The following is a 21,876-nucleotide window of genomic DNA, read 5'->3' on the forward strand; positions in this document are numbered from 1 at the left end:
CTTGACGGCACGTGCGAAGAGGGCCGGATCCTCCTGGAAGATCCTTTGCAGCGCCTCATGGGATGAACTGACCATGCAGGAAAGGTAGGCCGCACGAAGAAGGGACCAAGGGCATATGCCAATGGTTCCTGCGAACGAGTGATGTCCCACCGAAGGCTGTTGACCCGACCCCGGTCCGGCCGTGCGAAAGGGCCCGTACGACCGAAGTCGTACGGGCCCTCTCAGGCATCAGCCCATGTCAGGTCGGCGGACCGACAAGCAAGCGGTGCTTACTTGTTGATCTTGGTGACCTGGCCGGCGCCCACGGTCCGGCCACCCTCGCGGATGGCGAACTTCAGGCCCTCTTCCATGGCGACGGGCTGGATGAGCTCCACCTTCATCTCGGTGTTGTCACCCGGCATGACCATCTCGGTGCCCTCGGGGAGGGTCACGACGCCGGTCACGTCCGTCGTACGGAAGTAGAACTGCGGACGGTAGTTGTTGAAGAAGGGGGTGTGACGGCCACCCTCGTCCTTCGACAGGATGTAGGCCTGGGCCTCGAACTCGGTGTGCGGGGTGACCGAGCCCGGCTTGATGATGACCTGGCCGCGCTCAACGTCCTCGCGCTTGATGCCACGAAGCAGCAGACCGACGTTCTCACCGGCCTGGCCCTCGTCGAGGAGCTTCCGGAACATCTCGATGCCGGTGACCGTGGTGGTGGTCTTGTCCTGCTTGATGCCGATGATGTCGACGGTCTCGTTGACCTTGAGGATGCCGCGCTCGATACGACCGGTGACGACGGTGCCACGACCGGTGATCGTGAAGACGTCCTCGATCGGCATCAGGAACGGCTTGTCAACGTCGCGCTCGGGCTCCGGGATGGCCTCGTCCACGGCCTTCATCAGCTCGAGGACCGAGTTGCCCCACTCCTTGTCGCCCTCAAGGGCCTTCAGGGCGGAGACCTTGACGACGGGAACGTCGTCGCCCGGGAACTCGTACTCGGAGAGCAGCTCACGCACTTCGAGCTCGACGAGCTCCAGGATCTCCTCGTCGTCCACCATGTCGGCCTTGTTCAGGGCGACGACGATGTACGGAACGCCGACCTGGCGGGCCAGGAGCACGTGCTCCTTGGTCTGCGGCATCGGGCCGTCGGTCGCGGCGACCACGAGGATGGCGCCGTCCATCTGCGCGGCACCCGTGATCATGTTCTTGATGTAGTCCGCGTGACCCGGGCAGTCGACGTGCGCGTAGTGACGCGTCTCCGTCTGGTACTCGACGTGCGCGATGGAGATGGTGATACCGCGCTGGCGCTCCTCGGGAGCCTTGTCGATCTGGTCGAAGGCCGAGGCCTCGTTCAGGTCGGGGTACGCGTCGTGCAGCACCTTGGTAATGGCGGCCGTGAGGGTCGTCTTACCGTGGTCGATGTGACCGATGGTGCCGATGTTGACGTGCGGCTTAGTCCGCTCGAACTTCGCCTTCGCCACTGGGTTCCTCCTGTGGAGTGGTTCTGTACGCCTTACTCATCGGCGCCAGGTGATCTTTGCTGGAAAGCCCGGGTGCCGAGGGCATTCCACCGGTTCGCGGCGGAATGCCCCATGCAGGCTCCGGGGTCAAGCCTAAAGCGTGTGAACGGGGTCCGTTGAACGGAGTCCGTTACTCGCCCTTGGCCTTCGCGATGATCTCCTCGGCGACGTTCCGGGGAACCTCGGCGTAGGAGTCGAACTGCATCGAGTAGCTCGCGCGACCCGATGTCTTGCTGCGGAGGTCTCCGACGTAGCCGAACATCTCCGACAGGGGCACGAGCCCCTTGACGACGCGGGCACCCATCCGCTCCTCCATGGCCTGGATCTGGCCACGACGGGAGTTGATGTCACCGATGACGTCACCCATGTAGTCCTCGGGCGTGGTGACCTCGACGGCCATCATCGGCTCCAGGAGCACGGGCGAAGCCTTGCGCGCGGCCTCCTTGAAGGCCTGCGAACCGGCGATCTTGAACGCGAGTTCGGAGGAGTCGACCTCGTGGTAGCCACCGTCGATGAGCGTGACGCGGACGCCCGTCATCTCGTAGCCGGCCAGGATGCCGAACTGCATGGCCTCCTGCGCACCGGCGTCCACCGAAGGGATGTACTCCTTCGGGATGCGGCCACCGGTGACCTTGTTCACGAACTCGTACGAGGCGTCGCCGCCCTCGATCGGCTCGATCGCGATCTGCACCTTGGCGAACTGACCGGTGCCACCGGTCTGCTTCTTGTGGGTGTAGTCCACGCGCTCGACGGTCTTGCGAATCGTCTCACGGTAGGCGACCTGCGGCTTACCGACGTTGGCCTCGACCTTGAACTCACGGCGCATACGGTCGACCAGCACCTCGAGGTGCAGCTCGCCCATACCACCGATGATGGTCTGGCCCGTCTCCTCGTTCGTGTGGACCTGGAAGGACGGGTCCTCCTCGGCCAGCCGCTGGATCGCGACGCCCAGCTTCTCCTGGTCGCCCTTCGACTTGGGCTCGATGGCGACCTGGATGACCGGCGCCGGGAAGTCCATGGACTCCAGGATGACCGGGTTCTTGTCGTCGGACAGCGTCTCACCGGTGGTGGTCTGCTTCAGGCCCATGACGGCGACGATGTCGCCGGCGCCCACCGACTCGATCTCCTCACGCTTGTTCGCGTGCATGCGGTAGATCTTGCCGATGCGCTCCTTGCGGCCCTTGACCGAGTTCAGCACCGCGGTGCCGGACTGCAGACGGCCGGAGTACACCCGGACGAAGGTGAGCTTGCCCAGGTGCGGGTCGCTCATGATCTTGAACGCGAGCGCGGCCAGCGGCTCGTCCTCGGACGGCTTGCGCTTGACGACGACCTCGGGGTCCTTGACGTCGTGGCCCTCGATGGCCTCGACGTTCGAGCGGGGTCGGCAGGTAGCGCACGACCGCGTCGAGCAGGGGCTGAACGCCCTTGTTCTTGAACGCGGTTCCGCAGAACACCGGGGTGACCGTGGTGTCCTCGGACTTGCCGGAGGCGATGGTGATACGACGGATCGCGGCGTACAGCTGCTCCTCGGTGGGCTCCTGGCCCTCCAGGTACAGCTCCATGATCTCTTCGTCGTTCTCCGCGACGGCCTCGACCAGCTTGCCGCGCCACTCCTCGGCGGCCTCGGTGTGCGTGGCCGGGATGTCGACGGTGTCGTACATCTCGCCCTTGGCGGCCTCGGCGGACCACACGAGCGCCTTCATGCGGACCAGGTCCACGACGCCCTGGAAGTCGGCCTCGGCACCGATCGGGAGCTGCATGACGAGCGGCTGGGCGCCCAGGCGGTCCGAGATCATGTCCACGCAGCGGTGGAACTCGGCGCCGGTGCGGTCCAGCTTGTTCACGAAGCAGATGCGCGGCACGCCGTAACGGTCGGCCTGACGCCACACCGTCTCGGACTGCGGCTCGACACCGGCGACACCGTCGAACACGGTCACGGCACCGTCGAGCACACGCAGGGAGCGCTCCACCTCGACGGTGAAGTCGACGTGCCCCGGGGTGTCGATGATGTTGATCGTGTAGTCGTTGTCCTCGAGCGGCCAGTGACAGGTGGTCGCAGCAGAGGTGATCGTGATGCCACGCTCCTGCTCCTGCTCCATCCAGTCCATCGTGGCAGCGCCGTCGTGGACCTCACCGATCTTGTACGACACGCCGGTGTAGAACAGGATCCGCTCGGTGGTGGTCGTCTTGCCCGCGTCGATGTGGGCCATGATCCCGATGTTGCGGACCTTGGCCAGGTCAAGTGAAGTGGTAGCCATAAGGCTTCAGTCTTCTCTCGGTCTCGATGTGGGTAGCGACTACCAGCGGTAGTGCGCGAAGGCCTTGTTGGACTCGGCCATCTTGTGCGTGTCCTCGCGCTTCTTCACAGCGGCGCCGAGGCCGTTGGAGGCGTCGAGGAGTTCGTTGAGCAGACGCTCGGTCATGGTCTTCTCGCGACGGGCGCGGGAGTAACCGACGAGCCAGCGCAGCGCGAGGGTGTTGGCGCGACCGGGCTTGACCTCGATCGGCACCTGGTACGTCGCACCACCGACACGGCGGGACTTGACCTCGAGGGTCGGCTTGATGTTCTCGAGAGCGCGCTTCAGCGTGATGACCGGGTCGTTGCCGGTCTTCTCGCGAAGGCCCTCCATGGCGCCGTAGACGATGCGCTCGGCGGTGGAGCGCTTGCCGTTCAGCAGCACCTTGTTGATCAGGGAGGTCACCAGAGGAGAACCGTAGACCGGGTCGATGATGACCGGGCGCTTCGGGGCGGGGCCCTTACGAGGCATTCTTACTTCTCCTTCTTGGCGCCGTAGCGGCTGCGGGCCTGCTTGCGGTTCTTCACACCCTGGGTGTCAAGTGAACCGCGGATGATCTTGTAGCGAACACCCGGCAGGTCCTTCACACGGCCGCCGCGCACGAGCACGATGGAGTGCTCCTGCAAGTTGTGCCCCTCACCCGGAATGTAAGCAGTGACCTCGATCCCGCTGGTCAGACGCACACGCGCGACCTTACGCAGGGCCGAGTTCGGCTTCTTCGGGGTGGTCGTGAACACACGCGTGCAGACGCCACGACGCTGAGGGGAACCCTCAAGTGCGGGCGTCTTGTTCTTCTCGACCTTGTCCTGCCGGCCCTTGCGGACCAGCTGCTGGATCGTAGGCACTACTTCTCCGGTTTCTGTGTGCCGAATGGTGAAGCTAACCTGGAACATCTCCGACCCACGCGGTCGGGTGTGTCGAACCCGCGGACCCCGGCCGCCAGGCGGAAGGAGGCGCGGATTGCGGTGGCCGGTCACGGCCCCGGTGCGGTTGTAGGCACGCACGAGGGCCAGGGCACACCCCAGGCACAAGGTCTGAGCGTACCTACCGCATTCGCTGCGGTCAAAACAACTGTGCCCCACCCCCGGTGGCCGCCCGCCCGCTCAGCCCCGCGGCACCGGGATCCGGGGCTCGTCCGGGGCCGCCGTGTCGTGCCGGACGAAGTACGTCGGGCGGTTCTGCACGGCCGTGTATATCCGCCCGACGTACTCGCCGAGCAGGCCGACGCAGATCAGCTGCACTCCCCCGATGAACACCACCCCGGTGAACAGCGAGGTCCAGCCGGGTACCGTGCGGCCCAGCGCGAAGGCGGTCAGCGTGTAGACCAGCAGCCCCAGGCAGACGACGAACGCGCCGGCGCCCAGCCAGGTGGCGATGCGCAGCGGGGCCGCAGAGAAGCCGGTGACGCTGTCGACGGCGAGGCGGACCATGCGGCCCAGCGGGTACTTGGTGCGGCCCGCGGTGCGCGGTGCGCGCTCGTACGTCACCTGCCCGCTCGGAAAGCCCAGCCACGGCACCAGCAGGCGGTACACCCGCTGCTGGTCCGGCAGCGCCTTCAGCGCGTCCACGGCGGCCCGGCTGAGCAACCGGAAGTCGCCGGCCTGCGCGGGGACCGAGGGGCCCGCAAGGCGCCGCATGAGCCGGTAGTAGACGCCCGCCGTCCACCGCTTGAACCCGGTGTCGCTGCTGCGGTCGGCGCGCACCCCGTAGACGATGTCGAGCCCCTCCGCGCGGGCCAGCGCCAGCATCTCGGGGACCTTCTCCGGCGGATCCTGGAGGTCGGCGTCCAGGCTCACCACATAGGCGCCGACGGCCCGGTCCAGGCCGGCGGTGAGGGCCGCCTGGTGGCCGGAGTTGCGCCGCAGCGCGACCACGCGCAGCTCCGGCCAGCCCAGCCGGAAGGCGGCGAGCAGTTCCGCCGTACGGTCCCCGCTGCCGTCGTCCACCGCGACGACCTCGTGCGGGACGCCCAACTCGGCGAGGACCGGCCGCACTCTGCTGACCAGCGCCGGCAGGACCTCTTCCTCGTTGTACATCGGGATGACGACCGACAGCACGACCGGTTCGTGCCGTTCCCCGTCCGGTTCCTCGGGCACCGCGCCTCCCCTCCCCCTGACACTGAGCACAGATGTGCGACTCTTGTGCGATCTTATGGCAGCAATTGACGGTTGAGGGTGGGGATGACAGCCATGGACACGGCCGCCGGCGGCCCGGCGGCCGACCCGTCGGCCGCACCGGAGCGGCGGACCGACGGGCCCCGGGAACGCTTCTGGAAGACCTGGCCGCCCACCCTGCCCGCCGGCGCGCGGTCCTACCTGCCCCCGCTCGTCCTGTACGGCGTCTCGAAGCTCGTCGGCCTCGCCGTCTTCGCCTCCCTGCTGGAGTACGCGGGGGACTACCGCGGGAAGAATCCGCGCTTCGGCGGCGGGGCGCACTGGTGGGAACGTCCTGGCCTCCTGGGACGGCTGGTGGTATCTCCAGGTCGCCGAACACGGCTACCACCCCTCGCTGGTGCCGATCGAGTCCGGGGGCCTGTTCACGGTCCAGCAGAACTCGGTCGCCTTCTTCCCGCTCTACCCGGCCCTGATCCGCATGGTCTCGGAGTCCACGGGCCTCGGCCTGTACGGCTCCGGGATCCTGGTCTCCGTCCTGTCGTCGTTCGTCGCGGCGGCGGGCGTCTTCGCGGTGGTCCGCCTCCTGGCCGGAGCCCGTGCGGGCACGGTCGCCGCGGGACTGTGGGCGGTCGCCCCCGGCGCGGGCGTCGAGTGGGCCGTCTACTCCGAGTCCCTGTTCGTCGCCATCGCCGCCTGGGCCTGCTATGCGGTGATGACCCGGCGCTGGGTGGCGGCCGGACTGCTCGCCTTCGTCGCGGGCCTGAACCGCCCCACCTCCGCCGTCCTCATCGGCGCCGTGGGCCTGGCCGCCCTGGTGACGCTGGCCCGCCCCGGGACGCGGCGCGAACACGGCGTGCGCGGCCCGGTGTACGCGATGCTCGTCGCGCCGCTCGGGCTGCTCTCGTACATCGCCTGGGTCGGCCTGCGCACCGGCGAGGCCACGGCGTACTTCACGCTCCAGCGCGAGGGCTGGGCGCACTTCTTCGACTACGGCGCCTACACCTGGGACGTGCTGCGCAATCTCGCGGTGGGCCGCGGTGACTACCCCTTCGCCTTCTCCACCCCGGACCTGCTCTCGCTGCAACTGGTCCTGGCGCTGCCCTTCCTGATCGCCCTGATGCTGCGCAGGCGGCCCCCGCTGGTGCTCGTCGCGTACACCCTGGCGACCGTCGTCACGGTCCTGGGCACCCAGCAGATGTTCGGCAACACGATGCGCTACCTGCTGCCCGCCTTCCCGCTCCTGCTCGCCCCGGCGGCGGCCCTGAGCCGCCTGAAGCAGCCCGGCCTCGCGGTCTTCTTCACCACGGCCGCGGTCGCCTCCGGCTGGTACGCGCACTACGTCATCTTCGAGCTGGGCGTGCCGTAGGAACCCGCCGCGCACACGCCGAAGGGCGGCCACCCCACGGGGTGACCGCCCTTCGTTCGAACTGCCCGTCTACTGGTTGTACGGACCGTAGTCGTAGTCCTCCAGCGGAACGGCCTGGCCGGAGCCCGTGCCGAACGGCGAGTAGTCGATGTCGTCGTAGCCGACGGCCGAGTACATCGCGGCCTTGGCCTCCTCGGTCGGCTCGACCCGGATGTTGCGGTAGCGGGACAGGCCCGTACCGGCCGGGATGAGCTTACCGATGATGACGTTCTCCTTGAGGCCGATCAGGGAGTCGGACTTGGCGTTGATCGCCGCGTCCGTCAGGACCCTGGTCGTCTCCTGGAAGGACGCCGCCGACAGCCACGACTCGGTCGCCAGCGAGGCCTTGGTGATACCCATCAGCTGCGGCCGGCCGGAGGCCGGGTGACCGCCCTCCTGGACCACACGACGGTTCTCGGTCTCGAACTTCGACCGCTCGACCAGCTCGCCGGGCAGCAGCTCGGCGTCGCCGGACTCGATGATCGTCACACGGCGCAGCATCTGCCGGATGATGATCTCGATGTGCTTGTCGTGGATCGACACGCCCTGCGAGTTGTAGACCTTCTGGACCTCGCCGACCAGGTGGACCTGGACGGCCCGCTGACCGAGGATGCGCAGCACGTCGTGCGGGTTGGTGGCACCCACGGTGAGCTTCTGGCCCACCTCGACGTGATCGCCCTCGCCGACCAGGAGACGGGCGCGCTTCGAGATCGGGAACGCCGTCTCGTCGCTGCCGTCGTCCGGGGTGACGACGAGCTTCTTGGTCTTCTCGGTCTCCTCGATCCGCACCCGGCCGGAGGCCTCGGAGATCGGGGCGACACCCTTCGGGGTACGGGCCTCGAAGAGTTCGACGACACGCGGCAGACCCTGGGTGATGTCGTCACCGGCCACACCACCGGTGTGGAAGGTGCGCATCGTCAGCTGGGTGCCGGGCTCACCGATGGACTGGGCGGCGATGATGCCGACCGCCTCACCGATGTCGACCAGCTTGCCGGTGGCCAGCGAACGGCCGTAGCACATGGCGCAGGTGCCGACCTGGGACTCGCAGGTCAGGATCGAACGGGTCTTGACCTCCTCGACACCGTGGTGCACCAGCTGGTCGATGAGCACGTCACCGAGGTCGACGTTGGCCGGCGCGATCACCTTGCCGTCGATGACGACGTCCTCGGCGAGCATACGGGCGTACACGCTGGTCTCGACGTCGTCCGCCTTGCGCAGCGTCCCGTCGGCCTCGCGCACGGCGATCGGCAGCTTCAGACCGCGCTCGGTGCCGCAGTCCTCCTCGCGGATGATCACGTCCTGGGAGACGTTGACCAGACGACGCGTGAGGTAACCCGAGTCGGCGGTACGCAGAGCGGTGTCCGCCAGACCCTTGCGGGCGCCGTGCGTGGAGATGAAGTACTCCAGCACGGACAGGCCCTCACGGAACGAGGCCTTGATCGGACGCGGGATCGTCTCGTTCTTCGCGTTCGACACCAGACCACGCATACCGGCGATCTGACGCATCTGCATCATGTTGCCTCGTGCGCCCGAGTTCACCATCATGAAGATCGGGTTGGTCTTGGGGAAGTTCTCGTTCATCGCCTCGGCAACCTCGTTGGTCGCCTTGGTCCAGATGTTGATGAGTTCCTGCGTGCGCTCGTCCTTGGTGATCAGACCGCGCTCGTACTGCTTCTGGACCTTCTCGTCCTGCGCCTCGTAGCCCTTGACGATCTCCTTCTTCGCCTCGGGAACGACGACGTCGGAGATGGCCACGGTGACACCGGAGCGGGTCGCCCAGAAGAAGCCGGACGCCTTCAGGTTGTCGAGCGTCGCCGCCACGATGACCTTCGGGTAGCGCTCGGCGAGGTCGTTGACGATCTCGGAGAGCTGCTTCTTGCCGACCTCGTAGTCGACGAACGGGTAGTCCTCGGGCAGCAGCTCGTTGAAGAGCGCGCGGCCCAGCGTGGTCTTCAGGGTGAAGGTGTCGCCCTGCTGCCACTCCGGCTCACCCTCCTCGCGGACCGGGGGAACCCAGCCGCGGGGCGGGATGGTGCCCACCGGGAAGCGGATGTCGACCTTCGACTGGAGCGACAGGTCGCCCGCGTCGAACGCCATGATCGCCTCGGCGGCCGAGCCGAAGGAACGGCCCTCGCCCTTGAGGTCGCGGCCCTCGCCGTCGGTGGTGAGGAAGAACAGACCGAGGACCATGTCCTGGGTCGGCATCGTCACCGGACGGCCGTCGGCCGGCTTGAGGATGTTGTTCGAGGACAGCATCAGGATGCGGGCCTCGGCCTGCGCCTCCGCGGACAGCGGCAGGTGCACGGCCATCTGGTCGCCGTCGAAGTCCGCGTTGAACGCGGTGCACACGAGCGGGTGGATCTGGATGGCCTTGCCCTCGACCAGCTGCGGCTCGAAGGCCTGGATGCCGAGGCGGTGCAGGGTGGGCGCGCGGTTCAGCAGAACCGGGTGCTCCGCGATGACCTCTTCCAGCACGTCGTACACGACCGTGCGGCCGCGCTCGACCATGCGCTTGGCGCTCTTGATGTTCTGCGCGTGGTTCAGGTCGACCAGGCGCTTCATCACGAACGGCTTGAAGAGTTCCAGCGCCATGGCCTTGGGCAGACCGCACTGGTGCAGCTTGAGCTGCGGGCCGACGACGATGACGGAACGCGCCGAGTAGTCGACCCGCTTGCCGAGCAGGTTCTGGCGGAAGCGGCCCTGCTTGCCCTTGAGCATGTCGGACAGCGACTTCAGCGGACGGTTGCCGGGGCCCGTGACCGGGCGGCCGCGGCGGCCGTTGTCGAAGAGCGCGTCCACGGCCTCCTGGAGCATGCGCTTCTCGTTGTTCACGATGATCTCGGGCGCGCCGAGGTCGAGAAGCCGCTTCAGGCGGTTGTTGCGGTTGATCACGCGGCGGTACAGGTCGTTCAGGTCGGAGGTCGCGAAGCGGCCACCGTCCAGCTGCACCATCGGACGCAGGTCCGGCGGGATGACCGGCACGCAGTCCAGCACCATGCCCTTGGGGCTGTTGCTGGTCTGCAGGAACGCGGATACGACCTTGAGGCGCTTGAGCGCCCGGGTCTTCTTCTGGCCCTTGCCGGTGCGGATGATCTCGCGGAGGCGCTCGGCCTCCTCGTCGAGGTCGAAGGACTCCAGGCGCTTCTGCAGCGCCGCGGCACCCATCGAGCCGTCGAAGTAGGTGCCGAAGCGGTCGCGCAGCTCGCGGTAGAGCAGCTCGTCGCCCTCAAGGTCCTGGACCTTGAGGTTCTTGAACCGGTTCCACACCTCGTCGAGGCGGTCGATCTCGCGCTGCGCACGGTCGCGCAGCTGCTTCATCTCGCGCTCGGCGCCCTCGCGCACCTTGCGGCGCACATCGGCCTTGGCGCCCTCGGCCTCCAGCTCGGCCAGGTCGGTCTCGAGCTTCTTGGCGCGGGCCTCCAGGTCGGCGTCGCGACGCTGCTCGACCTGCTGGCGCTCGACGGAGACGTGGGCCTCCAGCGAGGGCAGGTCGCGGGTGCGGCGCTCCTCGTCGACGTACGTGATCATGTACGCCGCGAAGTAGATGACCTTCTCCAGGTCCTTCGGGGCGAGGTCGAGCAGGTAGCCCAGCCGCGACGGGACGCCCTTGAAGTACCAGATGTGGGTGACGGGAGCGGCCAGCTCGATGTGGCCCATCCGCTCACGGCGCACCTTGGCGCGCGTGACCTCGACGCCGCAGCGTTCACAGATGATGCCCTTGAAGCGGACGCGCTTGTACTTGCCGCAGTAGCACTCCCAGTCCCGGGTCGGACCGAAGATCTTCTCGCAGAAGAGTCCGTCCTTCTCGGGCTTGAGGGTGCGGTAGTTGATGGTCTCGGGCTTCTTGACCTCGCCGTGGCTCCACTGACGGATGTCGTCAGCGGTAGCCAGACCGATCCGGAGCTCGTCGAAGAAGTTGACGTTGAGCACTATGCGTCAATCCCTCTCAGGGTTGTAAGTCTTGGGGTCTGAAACGGGGGTCCTGGGGCCGGCGGGCCTTGATCGCTCAAGGCCCGCCGAAACTCCCGTCAGACCTCTTCGACGCTGCTCGGCTCGCGCCGGGACAGGTCGATGCCGAGCTCCTCCGCCGCGCGGAAGACGTCCTCGTCGGTGTCACGCATCTCGATGGACATGCCGTCCGAGGACAGCACCTCCACGTTGAGGCACAGGGACTGCATCTCCTTGATGAGCACCTTGAAGGACTCGGGGATGCCGGGCTCAGGGATGTTCTCGCCCTTGACGATGGCCTCGTAGACCTTCACGCGGCCGGTCACGTCGTCGGACTTGATGGTCAGCAGCTCCTGGAGGGCGTACGCGGCGCCATAGGCCTCCAGCGCCCACACCTCCATCTCACCGAAGCGCTGGCCACCGAACTGGGCCTTACCACCCAGCGGCTGCTGGGTGATCATCGAGTACGGGCCGGTCGACCGGGCGTGCAGCTTGTCGTCGACCAGATGGTGGAGCTTGAGGATGTACATGTAACCGACCGAGATCGGCTCCGGGAACGGCTCACCGGAGCGGCCGTCGAACAGCCGCGCCTTGCCGGACGGGAGCACCATGCGCTCGCCGTCGCGGTTCGGGATGGTGTGCTGGAGCAGGCCGGCCAGCTCGTCCTCGCGCGCACCGTCGAAGACCGGGGTGGCGACGTTGGTGCCGGGCTCGACCTTGTCGGCGCCGATGACCTGGAGCCGCTGCGCCCACTCCTCCGCGAGGCCGGAGACGTCCCAGCCGCGGCTGGCGAGCCAGCCGAGGTGGATCTCCAGGACCTGTCCCGGGTTCATCCGGGACGGGACGCCCAGCGGGTTCAGGATGATGTCGACCGGGGTGCCGTCCTCCAGGAACGGCATGTCCTCGATCGGGTTGATCTTGGAGATGACGCCCTTGTTGCCGTGCCGGCCGGCGAGCTTGTCACCGTCGGTGATCTTGCGCTTCTGCGCCACGTACACGCGCACCAGCTGGTTCACACCGGGGGGAAGCTCGTCGCCCTCCTCGCGGTCGAAGACGCGGACGCCGATGACCTTGCCGATCTCGCCGTGCGGGACCTTCAGCGAGGTGTCACGGACCTCACGGGCCTTCTCGCCGAAGATCGCGCGGAGCAGGCGCTCCTCCGGGGTCAGCTCGGTCTCGCCCTTGGGCGTGACCTTGCCGACCAGGATGTCACCGGCGACGACCTCGGCGCCGATGCGGATGATGCCGCGCTCGTCGAGGTCGGCGAGGACCTCCTCGGAGACGTTCGGGATGTCCCGGGTGATCTCCTCGGGGCCGAGCTTGGTGTCACGGGCGTCGACCTCGTGCTCCTCGATGTGGATCGAGGAGAGGACGTCGTCCTGCACGAGGCGCTGCGACAGGATGATCGCGTCCTCGTAGTTGTGACCCTCCCACGGCATGAACGCGACCAGCAGGTTCTTGCCGAGCGCCATCTCGCCGTTCTCGGTGGCCGGGCCGTCGGCGAGGACCTGGCCCTCGATGACCCGGTCGCCCTCGGCGACGATGACCTTCTGGTTGACCGAGGTTCCCTGGTTGGAGCGGGAGAACTTGGCCAGGCGGTACGTGATGTACGTGCCGTCGTCGTTGGTGGTGGTGATGTAGTCCGCGGAGACCTCCTGGACCACACCCGCCTTCTCGGCCTTGACCACGTCGCCGGCGTCGGCGGCGGAGCGGTACTCCATGCCGGTGCCGACGAGCGGGGACTCGCTCTTGATGAGTGGCACGGCCTGGCGCATCATGTTCGCGCCCATGAGCGCGCGGTTGGCGTCGTCGTGCTCGAGGAACGGGATCATGGCGGTGGCGACCGACACCATCTGGCGCGGCGAGACGTCCATGTAGTCGACCTCGTCGCCGGGGACGTAGTCGACCTCGCCGCCACGACGGCGGACCAGGACGCGGGCCTCGGCGAACCGCATGTCGTCGTTGAGCGTGGCGTTGGCCTGCGCGATGACGAAGCGGTCCTCCTCGTCGGCGGTCAGGTAGTCCACGTCGTCCGTGACCTGGCCCTCGACGACCTTGCGGTAGGGCGTCTCGATGAAGCCGAACGGGTTGATCCGCCCGTAGGAGGCCAGCGAGCCGATCAGACCGATGTTCGGGCCTTCGGGCGTCTCGATCGGGCACATGCGGCCGTAGTGCGACGGGTGGACGTCGCGGACCTCGAAGCCGGCCCGCTCACGGGAGAGACCACCCGGGCCGAGCGCGTTGAGACGACGCTTGTGCGTCAGACCCGACAGCGGGTTGTTCTGGTCCATGAACTGGGACAGCTGGCTGGTGCCGAAGAACTCCTTGATGGAGGCGACGACCGGCCGGATGTTGATCAGGGTCTGCGGCGTGATCGCCTCAACGTCCTGGGTGGTCATGCGCTCGCGCACGACGCGCTCCATACGGGCCAGACCCGTACGGACCTGGTTCTGGATCAGCTCGCCGACATTGCGGATGCGGCGGTTGCCGAAGTGGTCGATGTCGTCGGTCTCGACGACGATCTCCCGGCCCGACTCGCCGACCGTCTCGGTCTCACCGGCGTGCAGCTTCACCAGGTACTTGATGGTGGCGATGACGTCGTCGGTGGTGAGGACGCCGGCGTCCAGCGGCTCGTCGGCGCCGAGCTTCTTGTTGACCTTGTAGCGGCCCACCTTGGCCAGGTCGTAGCGCTTCGGGTTGAAGTAGAGGTTCTCCAGAAGCGTCTGCGCGGCCTCCCGGGTGGGGGGCTCGCCCGGACGCAGCTTGCGGTAGATGTCGAGCAGCGCGTCGTCCTGGCCCTGGGTGTGGTCCTTCTCCAGGGTGGCGCGCATGGACTCGTACTCGCCGAACTCCTCGAGGATCTGCTCGGTCGTCCAGCCGAGGGCCTTGAGCAGGACGGTCACGGACTGCTTGCGCTTGCGGTCGATGCGCACACCGACCATGTCGCGCTTGTCGATCTCCATCTCCAGCCAGGCACCCCGGGACGGGATGATCTTGGCGGAGAAGATGTCCTTGTCGGACGTTCTTGTCGATGGAGGAGTCGAAGTAGACGCCGGGGGAACGGACCAGCTGCGACACCACGACACGCTCGGTGCCGTTGATGACGAAGGTGCCCTTGTTGGTCATGAGCGGGAAGTCGCCCATGAAGACCGTCTGGGACTTGATCTCGCCGGTCTCGTTGTTCGTGAACTCGGCGGTGACGAAGAGCGGGGCCGCGTACGTGAAGTCGCGGTCCTTGCACTCGTCGATGCTGTTCTTCGGGGGCTCGAAACGGTGGTCGCGGAACGTCAGCGACATCGACCCGGAAAAGTCCTCGATCGGCGAGATCTCCTCGAAGATCTCTTCCAGGCCGGACTTGGTGGGAACGTCCTGACCGGACTCCAGAGCCGACTCGACGCGAGCCTTCCACGCGTCGTTGCCGAGCAGCCAGTCGAAGCTCTCGGTCTGCAGCGCGAGAAGGTTCGGAACCTCGAGGGGCTCCTTGATCTTTGCAAAGGAGATGCGCAGCGGGGCGGTGCTGGCAGCGTTGTTCGTATTCGCGGTCGAGGCATTGCGCGAGGCGGCCAAGAGGGGGTCCTTCCGAGGGCTCGGACTCACTACGCGCGTACCGGCCCCTCTTCCGTGCACGAAGACAGGGGGTGCCTGATGTGGCTGAAGAGCCAGGTCGGGCATGCTCTGGTCGTCGGTGCTCGGGCGAGGGCAGACCCCTGGTGACGGGCAGGGGGCAGCTAACAGGCAGCGCAAAGGGTCAGTGTAGCCACTTGGCACACTGATGTCCAGTGCAGCTCTCGGGGACCGTGTTCGCTCCTCGTTGTTCTCACCACCTGTGCGGCAAGGCCTCGCCCTCAACGCACCCAGATACTGCCCTCTTCGCCGTCGATCCATGCCTCGGATTCGGATCCTTGTGACGACGCCCTGAGAATTGCGCGCTGCGTGCGGTTCGTCAAGGCCCCCCTTGCCCAAACCGGTTGTCGCCTGGGGGCTCTCAGGGCCCCGGCGACGGCACGACGAAGATCACCCTACTCTTCACCGTCACGCGTGCAAGGCAGCCGCCGCCGGACCCCGGACACACCGAAGAGCGACCACCCGGATGGATGATCGCTCTTCGGTGCCTGGGCGTTACAGGCCCTGTTCGGACCCGTGGCGCCCGTACGGTCCTACTTGACCTCGACGGAGGCGCCGGCGCCCTTGAGGGACTCGGCGGCCTTCTCGGCGGCGTCCTTGGCGACCTTCTCGAGGACGGGCTTCGGGGCGCCGTCCACGAGGTCCTTGGCCTCCTTCAGACCCAGGGAGGTCAGCTCGCGCACGACCTTGATGACCTGGATCTTCTTGTCGCCGGCACCGGTGAGGATGACGTTCGAACTCGTCCTGCTCGGCCTCGGCCTCGACGGGCGCGGCCGGACCGGCCGGACCAGCGACGGCGACCGCGGCGGCGGCGGTGACGTTGAACTTCTCCTCGAAGGCCTTCACGAACTCGGACAGCTCGATGAGGGTCATCTCTTCGAACTGGGCGAGCAGGTCGTCCTGGCTGAGCTTCGCCATGATGGCGGTCCTTCCACTAATTCGGCAGGTGCCGGATGTACGGGGTGAGGCGGGCGTACGTCGGGCCCGCAACGACCCTCACCTCGTGCGGTTCACGCGGCGAGGATCGGAAAGCGAGCCGAGTTACTCGGCACCGCCCTGCTCGTCCTGCTTGGCACGGAGCGCGTCCACGGTGCGGACGAGCTTCGAGGGGAGCGCCTGGAAGAGCTGAGCAGCCTGGGACTGCTTGCCCTTGAAGGCACCCGCCAGCTTGGAGAGCAGAACCTCGCGGGACTCGAGGTCCGCGAGCTTCTTGATCTCGTCGGCGGACAGCGCCTTGCCGTCAAGGACACCGCCCTTGATGACGAGGTTCGGATTGTCCTTGGCGAAGTCGCGCAGACCCTTCGCCGACTCCACCGGGTCACCGGTGATGAAGGCGACAGCCGTCGGACCATTGAAGTGGTCGTCCAGCGTCGAGATCCCGGCCTCATTGGCCGCAATCTTGGTCAGCGTGTTCTTCACCACGGCGTACTGGGCGTTCTCACCGAGCGACCGGCGCAGCGTCTTGAGCTGCGCCACGGTGAGACCGCGGTACTCGGTCAGCACGGCGGCGTTGGAGCTGCGGAACTTGTCCGTCAGCTCGGCAACCGCGGCAGCCTTGTCGGGCGTCGCCATAGAGCCTCGGCCTCCTTCCGGGTGATTCGGACCGCGCGGACCCGAAGGAGGACTGGGGAAAACGAAACGCCCCGGCGCAGGCGCACGGGGCGTGGCTCGACCGGGGTCACACTCATGGAGCGGGATTCCGGGAGCACATCCACAGTCACCTGCGCGGGTCGTCCGCAGTTCAGCGGATCCTTCGGCCACCGTGCCCTCTCACGAGCACACGGCAACGACCAGCGGTCTTTGGCTTCGAGTGGAAGCGTACGGGAACGGGGCAGTGTCAAGCAAATCCACCCCTGCGGCGACCCGGCAGGCCGGTCAGCCCTGCTGGGCCTCCTTCATCATCTCGGCCATGTCGAGGGTGTCCCCGGCCGGCGGGGCGGTGACCTTCACGGGCTCGTTGAAGCCGAGGAAGGTGATGGTCATGTCCAGCGGGCCGCTCTCGGCGTCGCCGCGCATGCGGAGCTGCTTGGTCCGCTCTCTCCCGTCGACCCACATGTCCACCGTGAGCTTGCCGACGCCCATCTTCTTGTACTGCTCGACGCTCCCGCGGCGGCTCTCCCGGGTGGCCTTGTCCTCGCCCGCGAGGGACTTCTCCAGGTCGGCGAGGGAGACCGCGCCCCTGTAGTGGGTGGTCTTCACACCGTCGACGGTCTCGCCGCCGACCTTCTCGACATCCTCGGCGTCGGTGAGGAACGAGGACTCGACCGCCGGGTTCCTCTCGACCTGGGAGCTGCCGGCCATCTGGTTCAGCTCCTCGTCGGCACCCAGCGCGGCCAGGTCGAACTTGACCCAGCTCTTGCCGTCCGTCTCCTTGGCGATCTCGGCGTTGCCACCGACGTACATGGCCTTGTCGACGAGCCGGATCTCCGCCTCGGAGGCGCCGGCACCCCGGTCGAGCGCGGTCATCTTCATGCTCATCGCTACGGCGGGCTTGACCTGCATCTCGGCCGTGGCCTCGACGCGCCCCTCCTGCGGGGTCTTCCCGGTCATGCGGTAGCGGAAGGAGTCGATCTGCTCCGTGTTCTTCGCCGCCTTGGCGACGGCCGCCGCAGCCGGGGCCATCTCCGGGGCCGTCTCCGGGGACTTCTCGTCACCGCCGCCCTTGGAACAGCCCACCGCGCCGGCGGCGAGCAGCAGCGCGGCCAGCCCGGCGCCGACCGGCGTGCGCAGGCAAGTCTTCATGGATTTCCCCCCACGGGATTCAAGGAGCACAGAACACAGGAGACGGACTGCCGCCACACAGCGACTTCTCCACCACAAGGACGCGAGCGTAGCCGGAATGGTTCGAACGATCTTGTTGATTTCCGCCCGCCCGGCCGGGCGCTCGGTGCCCTGACCTGCGGGCCGGGTCACAGGCCGCCACCCTGTCCCTTCAGCAGCTCCTTGAAGTCCGCCGTGTCGCCGGACGGGGGCCGCTCGGTGGAGACGGCGACCCCGTAGTCGCTGTAGTACGCGGTCTGGGTCAGCTTCCCGGTCTCCGTGCGCCCCCGCTCGACCTTCTTGACGAGCAGGTCCCGGTCGTCGACCCAGATGTCGACGCTCTGGGCGGTGGCCCCGCCCACCGTGCCGGACCAGTGCGTGGTGCGCCGACCGCGGGTCGTCTCCTCGCCCACCTCGCGCACGTCACCGGAGGCCAGCAGGAGCTTCACCGCCTGGTGGGGCGTGGTGTTGCGCATCTGGTCCGCGAACCCGGCGCCCGCGCCGTCGCCGAGGTCCTCCAGGTCGGCGTAGACGTACTTGATCCAGTGCCGGCCGCCCGCCCGTTCGGCGAACTCGTCGCCCATCCTGGCGTAGTAGGCGTCGGGCAGGTACCGGGCCTCCATCGCGGTGGTGCCGAGCCCGCGCATGGTCTCGGCGGTAGTGCCGCCCGTGTACGTGATGGTCAGGGTGCCGGTGAGGCCGTCGCCGTCGCGCCAGCCGAGGACGCCCGCGGCGTCGAGGGACAGTTCGCGGCCCATGACGGTCGTGGACTCGACCCGCGCCGAACCCGCCCGTTCGGTGGCCCGCTCCACGGAGCGCAGGGACGCGGCCGACGGTCCGGTGAGGGCCGGGGCCGGGGTGCTCGCGGACGGCGGGTCGCCGGGCCCGCCGGAGGAGGTGCAGGCGGTGACGCACGCCAGCACGGCCGACACCGCGATCGAGACGCCCGTACGGCGTACCGCCGGGCCCGCCGCCCGCGCCGTGCTCGTCATCCGGCCACCACCCCTGCCGCCCTCGCCCCGTACGTGAGTTCGCTGCCCGCACGTTAACCCAGGCCTGCGGCGTCCGTACGGGAAAAGGGGACGGGCCCCGCACCTCGGAAGGTGCGGGGCCCGTGAACCGGTGGGGCGAGCTGCTCGCTCAGACCGCGGCCGGGTCCTCCTCGACGAGGAGGTTGCGGGTGCGGTTGGAGTCGATCGGAATGCCGGGGCCCATCGTGGTGCTGATGGCGGCCTTCTTGATGTAGCGGCCCTTGGCGGCGGACGGCTTCAGACGGAGGATCTCCTCCAGCGCCGCGCCGTAGTTCTCCACCAGCTTGGTGTCGTCGAACGACGTCTTGCCGATGATGAAGTGCAGGTTCGAGTGCTTGTCGACGCGGAACTCGATCTTGCCACCCTTGATGTCGTTGACAGCCTTGGTGACGTCCGGGGTCACGGTGCCGGTCTTGGGGTTCGGCATGAGACCACGGGGACCGAGCACGCGGCCGAGGCGGCCGACCTTGCCCATGAGGTCCGGGGTGGCGACGACGGCGTCGAAGTCCAGACGGCCCTTCGACACCTCGTCGATCAGTTCGTCGGCGCCGACGATGTCGGCGCCCGCGGCACGCGCGGCCTCGGCACGGTCGCCGGTCGCGAAGACCAGGACCCGGGCGGTCTTACCGGTGCCGTGCGGGAGGTTCACGGTGCCACGGACCATCTGGTCGGCCTTGCGCGGGTCGACACCCAGGCGGAAGGCGACCTCGACGGTGCCGTCGAACTTGGTCGTGGAGGTCTCCTTGGCGAGACGGACGGCCTCGAGCGGGGCGTACAGCTTCTCCCGGTCGATCTTGGCGTCCGCAGCGCGGAGAGACTTGCTGCGCTTGCTCACTACTGCTCCTGTGGCTTCTTAGGAGTCGTGGTCCGGGCCGAGCCGGCCCTTCCACACTTCTGTCTGGCTTACGGGGGTGGTGGAGGTCAGCCCTCGACCGTGACGCCCATGGAACGAGCGGTACCGGCGATGATCTTCTCCGCCTGGTCCAGGTCGTTGGCGTTGAGGTCGGGCATCTTGGTGGTGGCGATCTCGCGGACCTGGTCACGCGTGATCTTCGCGACCTTGGTCTTGTGCGGCTCGCCGGAGCCCTTCTCCACGCCCGCGGCCTTGAGGATCATCTTGGCGGCCGGCGGCGTCTTGGTGATGAAGGTGAAGGAACGGTCCTCGTAGACCGTGATCTCCACCGGGATGACCCAGCCGCGCTGCGACTCGGTCGCGGCGTTGTAGGCCTTGCAGAACTCCATGATGTTGACGCCGTGCTGACCCAGCGCGGGGCCGACCGGCGGGGCCGGGTTCGCGGCACCGGCCTGGATCTGGAGCTTGATGAGCCCCGTGACCTTCTTCTTCTTGGGAGGCATTGCTCTCCGGGTCCTTTCGATTCGGGTCCTGCCTGCGCACCGGGGCGACCCGGACACAGGCATACCGCACAACGATAACGGGTACAGATGCGCGGCCAAAAACCGAGCAGGTCAGGCGGTCGCTCGCGCGAGGGCCTGACCTGCTCGGACGCTGTGGGTCCAGCCGAACCTGTGACGAACTAGTTCTTCTGGATCTGGTCGAAGCTCAGCTCGACCGGGGTCTCGCGGCCGAAGATCTCGACGAGGCCCTTGACCTTCTTCGAGTCGGCGTTGATCTCGTTGATCGTGGCCTGCAGCGTCGCGAACGGGCCGTCGGTGACCGTGACCGAGTCGCCGACCTCGAAGTCCAGGACCTGGACCTCGACCTTGCGCTGCGGAGCCGGCTTGCCCTCGGCCTCGGCTGCCTCGCGGGCCGCCTTCTCCTCGGCCTCCGGGGCGAGCATCTTGACGATCTCGTCCAGCGTCAGCGGGTACGGGTCGTAGGCGTTGCCGACGAAGCCGGTGACGCCGGGGGTGTTGCGGACGACGCCCCAGGACTCGTTGGTCAGGTCCATGCGGACCAGCACGTAGCCGGGCAGCTTGTTCTGCCGGATCGTCTTGCGGTCGCCGTTCTTGATCTGGACGACCTCTTCCTGCGGCACCTCGGCCTGGAAGATGTAGTCCTCGACGTTCAACGAGACGGCGCGCTGTTCGAGGTTGGTCTTCACGCGGTTCTCGTAACCGGCGTAGGTGTGGATGACGTACCACTCGCCGGGGAGGACGCGCAGCTCCTGGCGGAGCTTCTCGATCGGGTCCAGCTCGGGCTCGGGCTCGACCTCGGCGCTCTCCGCCTCGGGGCTCTCCGCGTCGGCGGTCTCGCCCTCGGCCTCCGTGGTGGTCTCCGCGGCCTCCGCCGCGTCCGCGGCGACGGCGTCGTCGGCAGCCTCGACCTCGGTGGAGGCCTCGGTGTCCTCGTTGCCGGCGCCCTCGACGGTGCCGGGCACGTCCTTGACGGACTCGACCGGCTCGATGGCGTCGTTCACGTTCGGGTCAGACACTGTGGCTGCTTCTTCCTGGATACATAGGGGTGGAACACGCGAAAGGGGCGCCGGGTACCTCGGCGCCCTTCGCTCTCGACTCAGCCGAAGACGTATTTGGCGGCGTGGCTGAATCCATAGTCAATCAGAGTCACCAGGCCGATCATGATGACCACGAAGATGATCACCACGGTGGTGTACGTCGTCAGCTGATTGCGGCTCGGCCAGACAACCTTGCGCAGCTCCGCGACAATCTGGCGGTAGAAGAGCGCGAGGCGCTTCAGCGGGCCCTTCTTGGCGCGCTTGCCGCCCTTGCGCGACTTCTTGTTGGAGTCCGGCGCCTCGTCCTGGGCATCAGGCATGTCGATGGAGCCCACGGCGTCCGTCACTCGTCCTCACCTGATTCCGGGTCGTGGCCGTGCCGCGCCCGGTTGGAGCCGCACGGCGGTGCATTGCTGTACGTACATGCGCACACATCCTGGCGAAGGTGTGTGTAGCAGGGCCGGAGGGACTTGAACCCCCAACCGCTGGTTTTGGAGACCAGTGCTCTACCAATTGAGCTACGACCCTTTGTTCGTCCACCAACGTACCGCATCCGCCCGGATGCTTGGTGTGCACCGGGTGAGTGCGGGCCGCTGAAGGCCAACGAGGTAGGAGTGTACGTGCTCCCGGGCCCAGCGTCGAACAGAAAGCGCGCGTGGGAGGCCATGTCCGGCCGTTCCGGCCGAAGATCGCCCTGGCCGCGGGGCGGATGGGGGGCGGTGGCGCGGGACATCCGGACTGTTGTTCAGGTGTCCGCCTCGGCCGCTTCGATCCCGTTCAG

At 67.4% G+C, this 21,876-nt stretch carries 12 protein-coding genes, 1 tRNA gene and 4 pseudogenes; 1 reads left to right on the forward strand and 16 read right to left on the reverse strand.

Annotated features, from left to right (window positions below; all coding sequences use genetic code 11):
* Positions 1-269: 269 nt before the first annotated feature.
* The 5 genes and pseudogenes from tuf to AC4IHM_RS12950 form a co-directional block, all read right to left on the reverse strand.
* The gene (gene tuf / locus AC4IHM_RS12930) at positions 270-1,463 is read right to left on the reverse strand and encodes an elongation factor Tu (protein ID WP_490867206.1); all 1,194 of its coding nucleotides are present in this window, start codon (positions 1,461-1,463) and stop codon (positions 270-272) included.
* Positions 1,464-1,632: 169 nt separating this feature from the next.
* A pseudogene (gene fusA / locus AC4IHM_RS12935) lies at positions 1,633-3,760 on the reverse strand (elongation factor G).
* A 39-nt stretch (positions 3,761-3,799) separates the two neighbouring features.
* On the reverse strand, positions 3,800-4,270 hold the full coding sequence (rpsG, locus tag AC4IHM_RS12940; protein WP_003974303.1) for a 30S ribosomal protein S7: 471 nt from the start codon (positions 4,268-4,270) through the stop codon (positions 3,800-3,802).
* A 2-nt stretch (positions 4,271-4,272) separates the two neighbouring features.
* A complete protein-coding gene (gene rpsL / locus AC4IHM_RS12945) occupies positions 4,273-4,644 on the reverse strand; it encodes a 30S ribosomal protein S12 (RefSeq protein ID WP_003948652.1) in 372 nt (123 codons plus the stop codon).
* 258 nt (positions 4,645-4,902) lie between these two features.
* Positions 4,903-5,895: a glycosyltransferase family 2 protein gene (locus AC4IHM_RS12950; RefSeq protein ID WP_490867207.1), complete on the reverse strand. Its 993-nt coding sequence runs from the start codon at positions 5,893-5,895 to the stop codon at positions 4,903-4,905.
* 93 nt (positions 5,896-5,988) lie between these two features.
* Between AC4IHM_RS12950 and AC4IHM_RS12955 the strand changes: the two are divergent.
* Positions 5,989-7,279, forward strand: a pseudogene (locus AC4IHM_RS12955) (hypothetical protein).
* Between the two features lie 69 nt (positions 7,280-7,348).
* Here the strand turns inward: AC4IHM_RS12955 and AC4IHM_RS12960 are convergent.
* The 11 genes and pseudogenes from AC4IHM_RS12960 to AC4IHM_RS13010 form a co-directional block, all read right to left on the reverse strand.
* Positions 7,349-11,248 (reverse strand): DNA-directed RNA polymerase subunit beta', encoded by a 3,900-nt coding sequence (locus AC4IHM_RS12960; protein ID WP_490867208.1) that lies wholly within the window; start codon positions 11,246-11,248, stop codon positions 7,349-7,351.
* Positions 11,249-11,346: 98 nt separating this feature from the next.
* Positions 11,347-14,833: pseudogene (gene rpoB, locus AC4IHM_RS12965) on the reverse strand (DNA-directed RNA polymerase subunit beta).
* A gap of 590 nt (positions 14,834-15,423) precedes the next feature.
* Positions 15,424-15,808: pseudogene (gene rplL / locus AC4IHM_RS12970) on the reverse strand (50S ribosomal protein L7/L12).
* Positions 15,809-15,931: 123 nt separating this feature from the next.
* Positions 15,932-16,462: a 50S ribosomal protein L10 gene (gene rplJ / locus AC4IHM_RS12975; RefSeq protein WP_398916628.1), complete on the reverse strand. Its 531-nt coding sequence runs from the start codon at positions 16,460-16,462 to the stop codon at positions 15,932-15,934.
* Between the two features lie 303 nt (positions 16,463-16,765).
* Positions 16,766-17,632: an SCO4651 family lipoprotein gene (locus AC4IHM_RS12980; RefSeq protein WP_490867209.1), complete on the reverse strand. Its 867-nt coding sequence runs from the start codon at positions 17,630-17,632 to the stop codon at positions 16,766-16,768.
* A gap of 167 nt (positions 17,633-17,799) precedes the next feature.
* Positions 17,800-18,642 (reverse strand): SCO4651 family lipoprotein, encoded by an 843-nt coding sequence (locus AC4IHM_RS12985; protein WP_490867210.1) that lies wholly within the window; start codon positions 18,640-18,642, stop codon positions 17,800-17,802.
* 148 nt (positions 18,643-18,790) lie between these two features.
* Entirely contained in the window at positions 18,791-19,516 is a 726-nt protein-coding gene (gene rplA / locus AC4IHM_RS12990) for a 50S ribosomal protein L1 (RefSeq protein WP_193482367.1), read from the reverse strand.
* A gap of 86 nt (positions 19,517-19,602) precedes the next feature.
* The gene (gene rplK / locus AC4IHM_RS12995; protein ID WP_003974315.1) at positions 19,603-20,037 is read right to left on the reverse strand and encodes a 50S ribosomal protein L11; all 435 of its coding nucleotides are present in this window, start codon (positions 20,035-20,037) and stop codon (positions 19,603-19,605) included.
* Positions 20,038-20,216: 179 nt separating this feature from the next.
* Positions 20,217-21,074, reverse strand: coding sequence for a transcription termination/antitermination protein NusG (gene nusG / locus AC4IHM_RS13000; RefSeq protein WP_490867211.1), 858 nt, complete (start codon positions 21,072-21,074; stop codon positions 20,217-20,219).
* An 80-nt stretch (positions 21,075-21,154) separates the two neighbouring features.
* Complete coding sequence (gene secE, locus AC4IHM_RS13005; protein ID WP_490867212.1) at positions 21,155-21,442, reverse strand: preprotein translocase subunit SecE; 288 nt, start codon at positions 21,440-21,442, stop codon at positions 21,155-21,157.
* 108 nt (positions 21,443-21,550) lie between these two features.
* Positions 21,551-21,623, reverse strand: a tRNA-Trp gene (locus AC4IHM_RS13010).
* Positions 21,624-21,876 lie beyond the last annotated feature (253 nt).

This window comes from Streptomyces sp. SL06 (assembly GCF_058244745.1).

Excerpts from the sequence above, each read along its gene's own strand:
- rplK (WP_003974315.1), bottom strand. The coding sequence starts at position 20,037 with ATGCCTCCCAAGAAGAAGAAGGTCACGGGGCTCATCAAGCTCCAGATC.
- rpsG (WP_003974303.1), bottom strand. The coding sequence starts at position 4,270 with ATGCCTCGTAAGGGCCCCGCCCCGAAGCGCCCGGTCATCATCGACCCG.
- AC4IHM_RS12980 (WP_490867209.1), bottom strand. The coding sequence starts at position 17,632 with ATGAAGACTTGCCTGCGCACGCCGGTCGGCGCCGGGCTGGCCGCGCTG.
- rplJ (WP_398916628.1), bottom strand. The coding sequence starts at position 16,462 with ATGGCGACGCCCGACAAGGCTGCCGCGGTTGCCGAGCTGACGGACAAG.
- AC4IHM_RS12985 (WP_490867210.1), bottom strand. The coding sequence starts at position 18,642 with ATGACGAGCACGGCGCGGGCGGCGGGCCCGGCGGTACGCCGTACGGGC.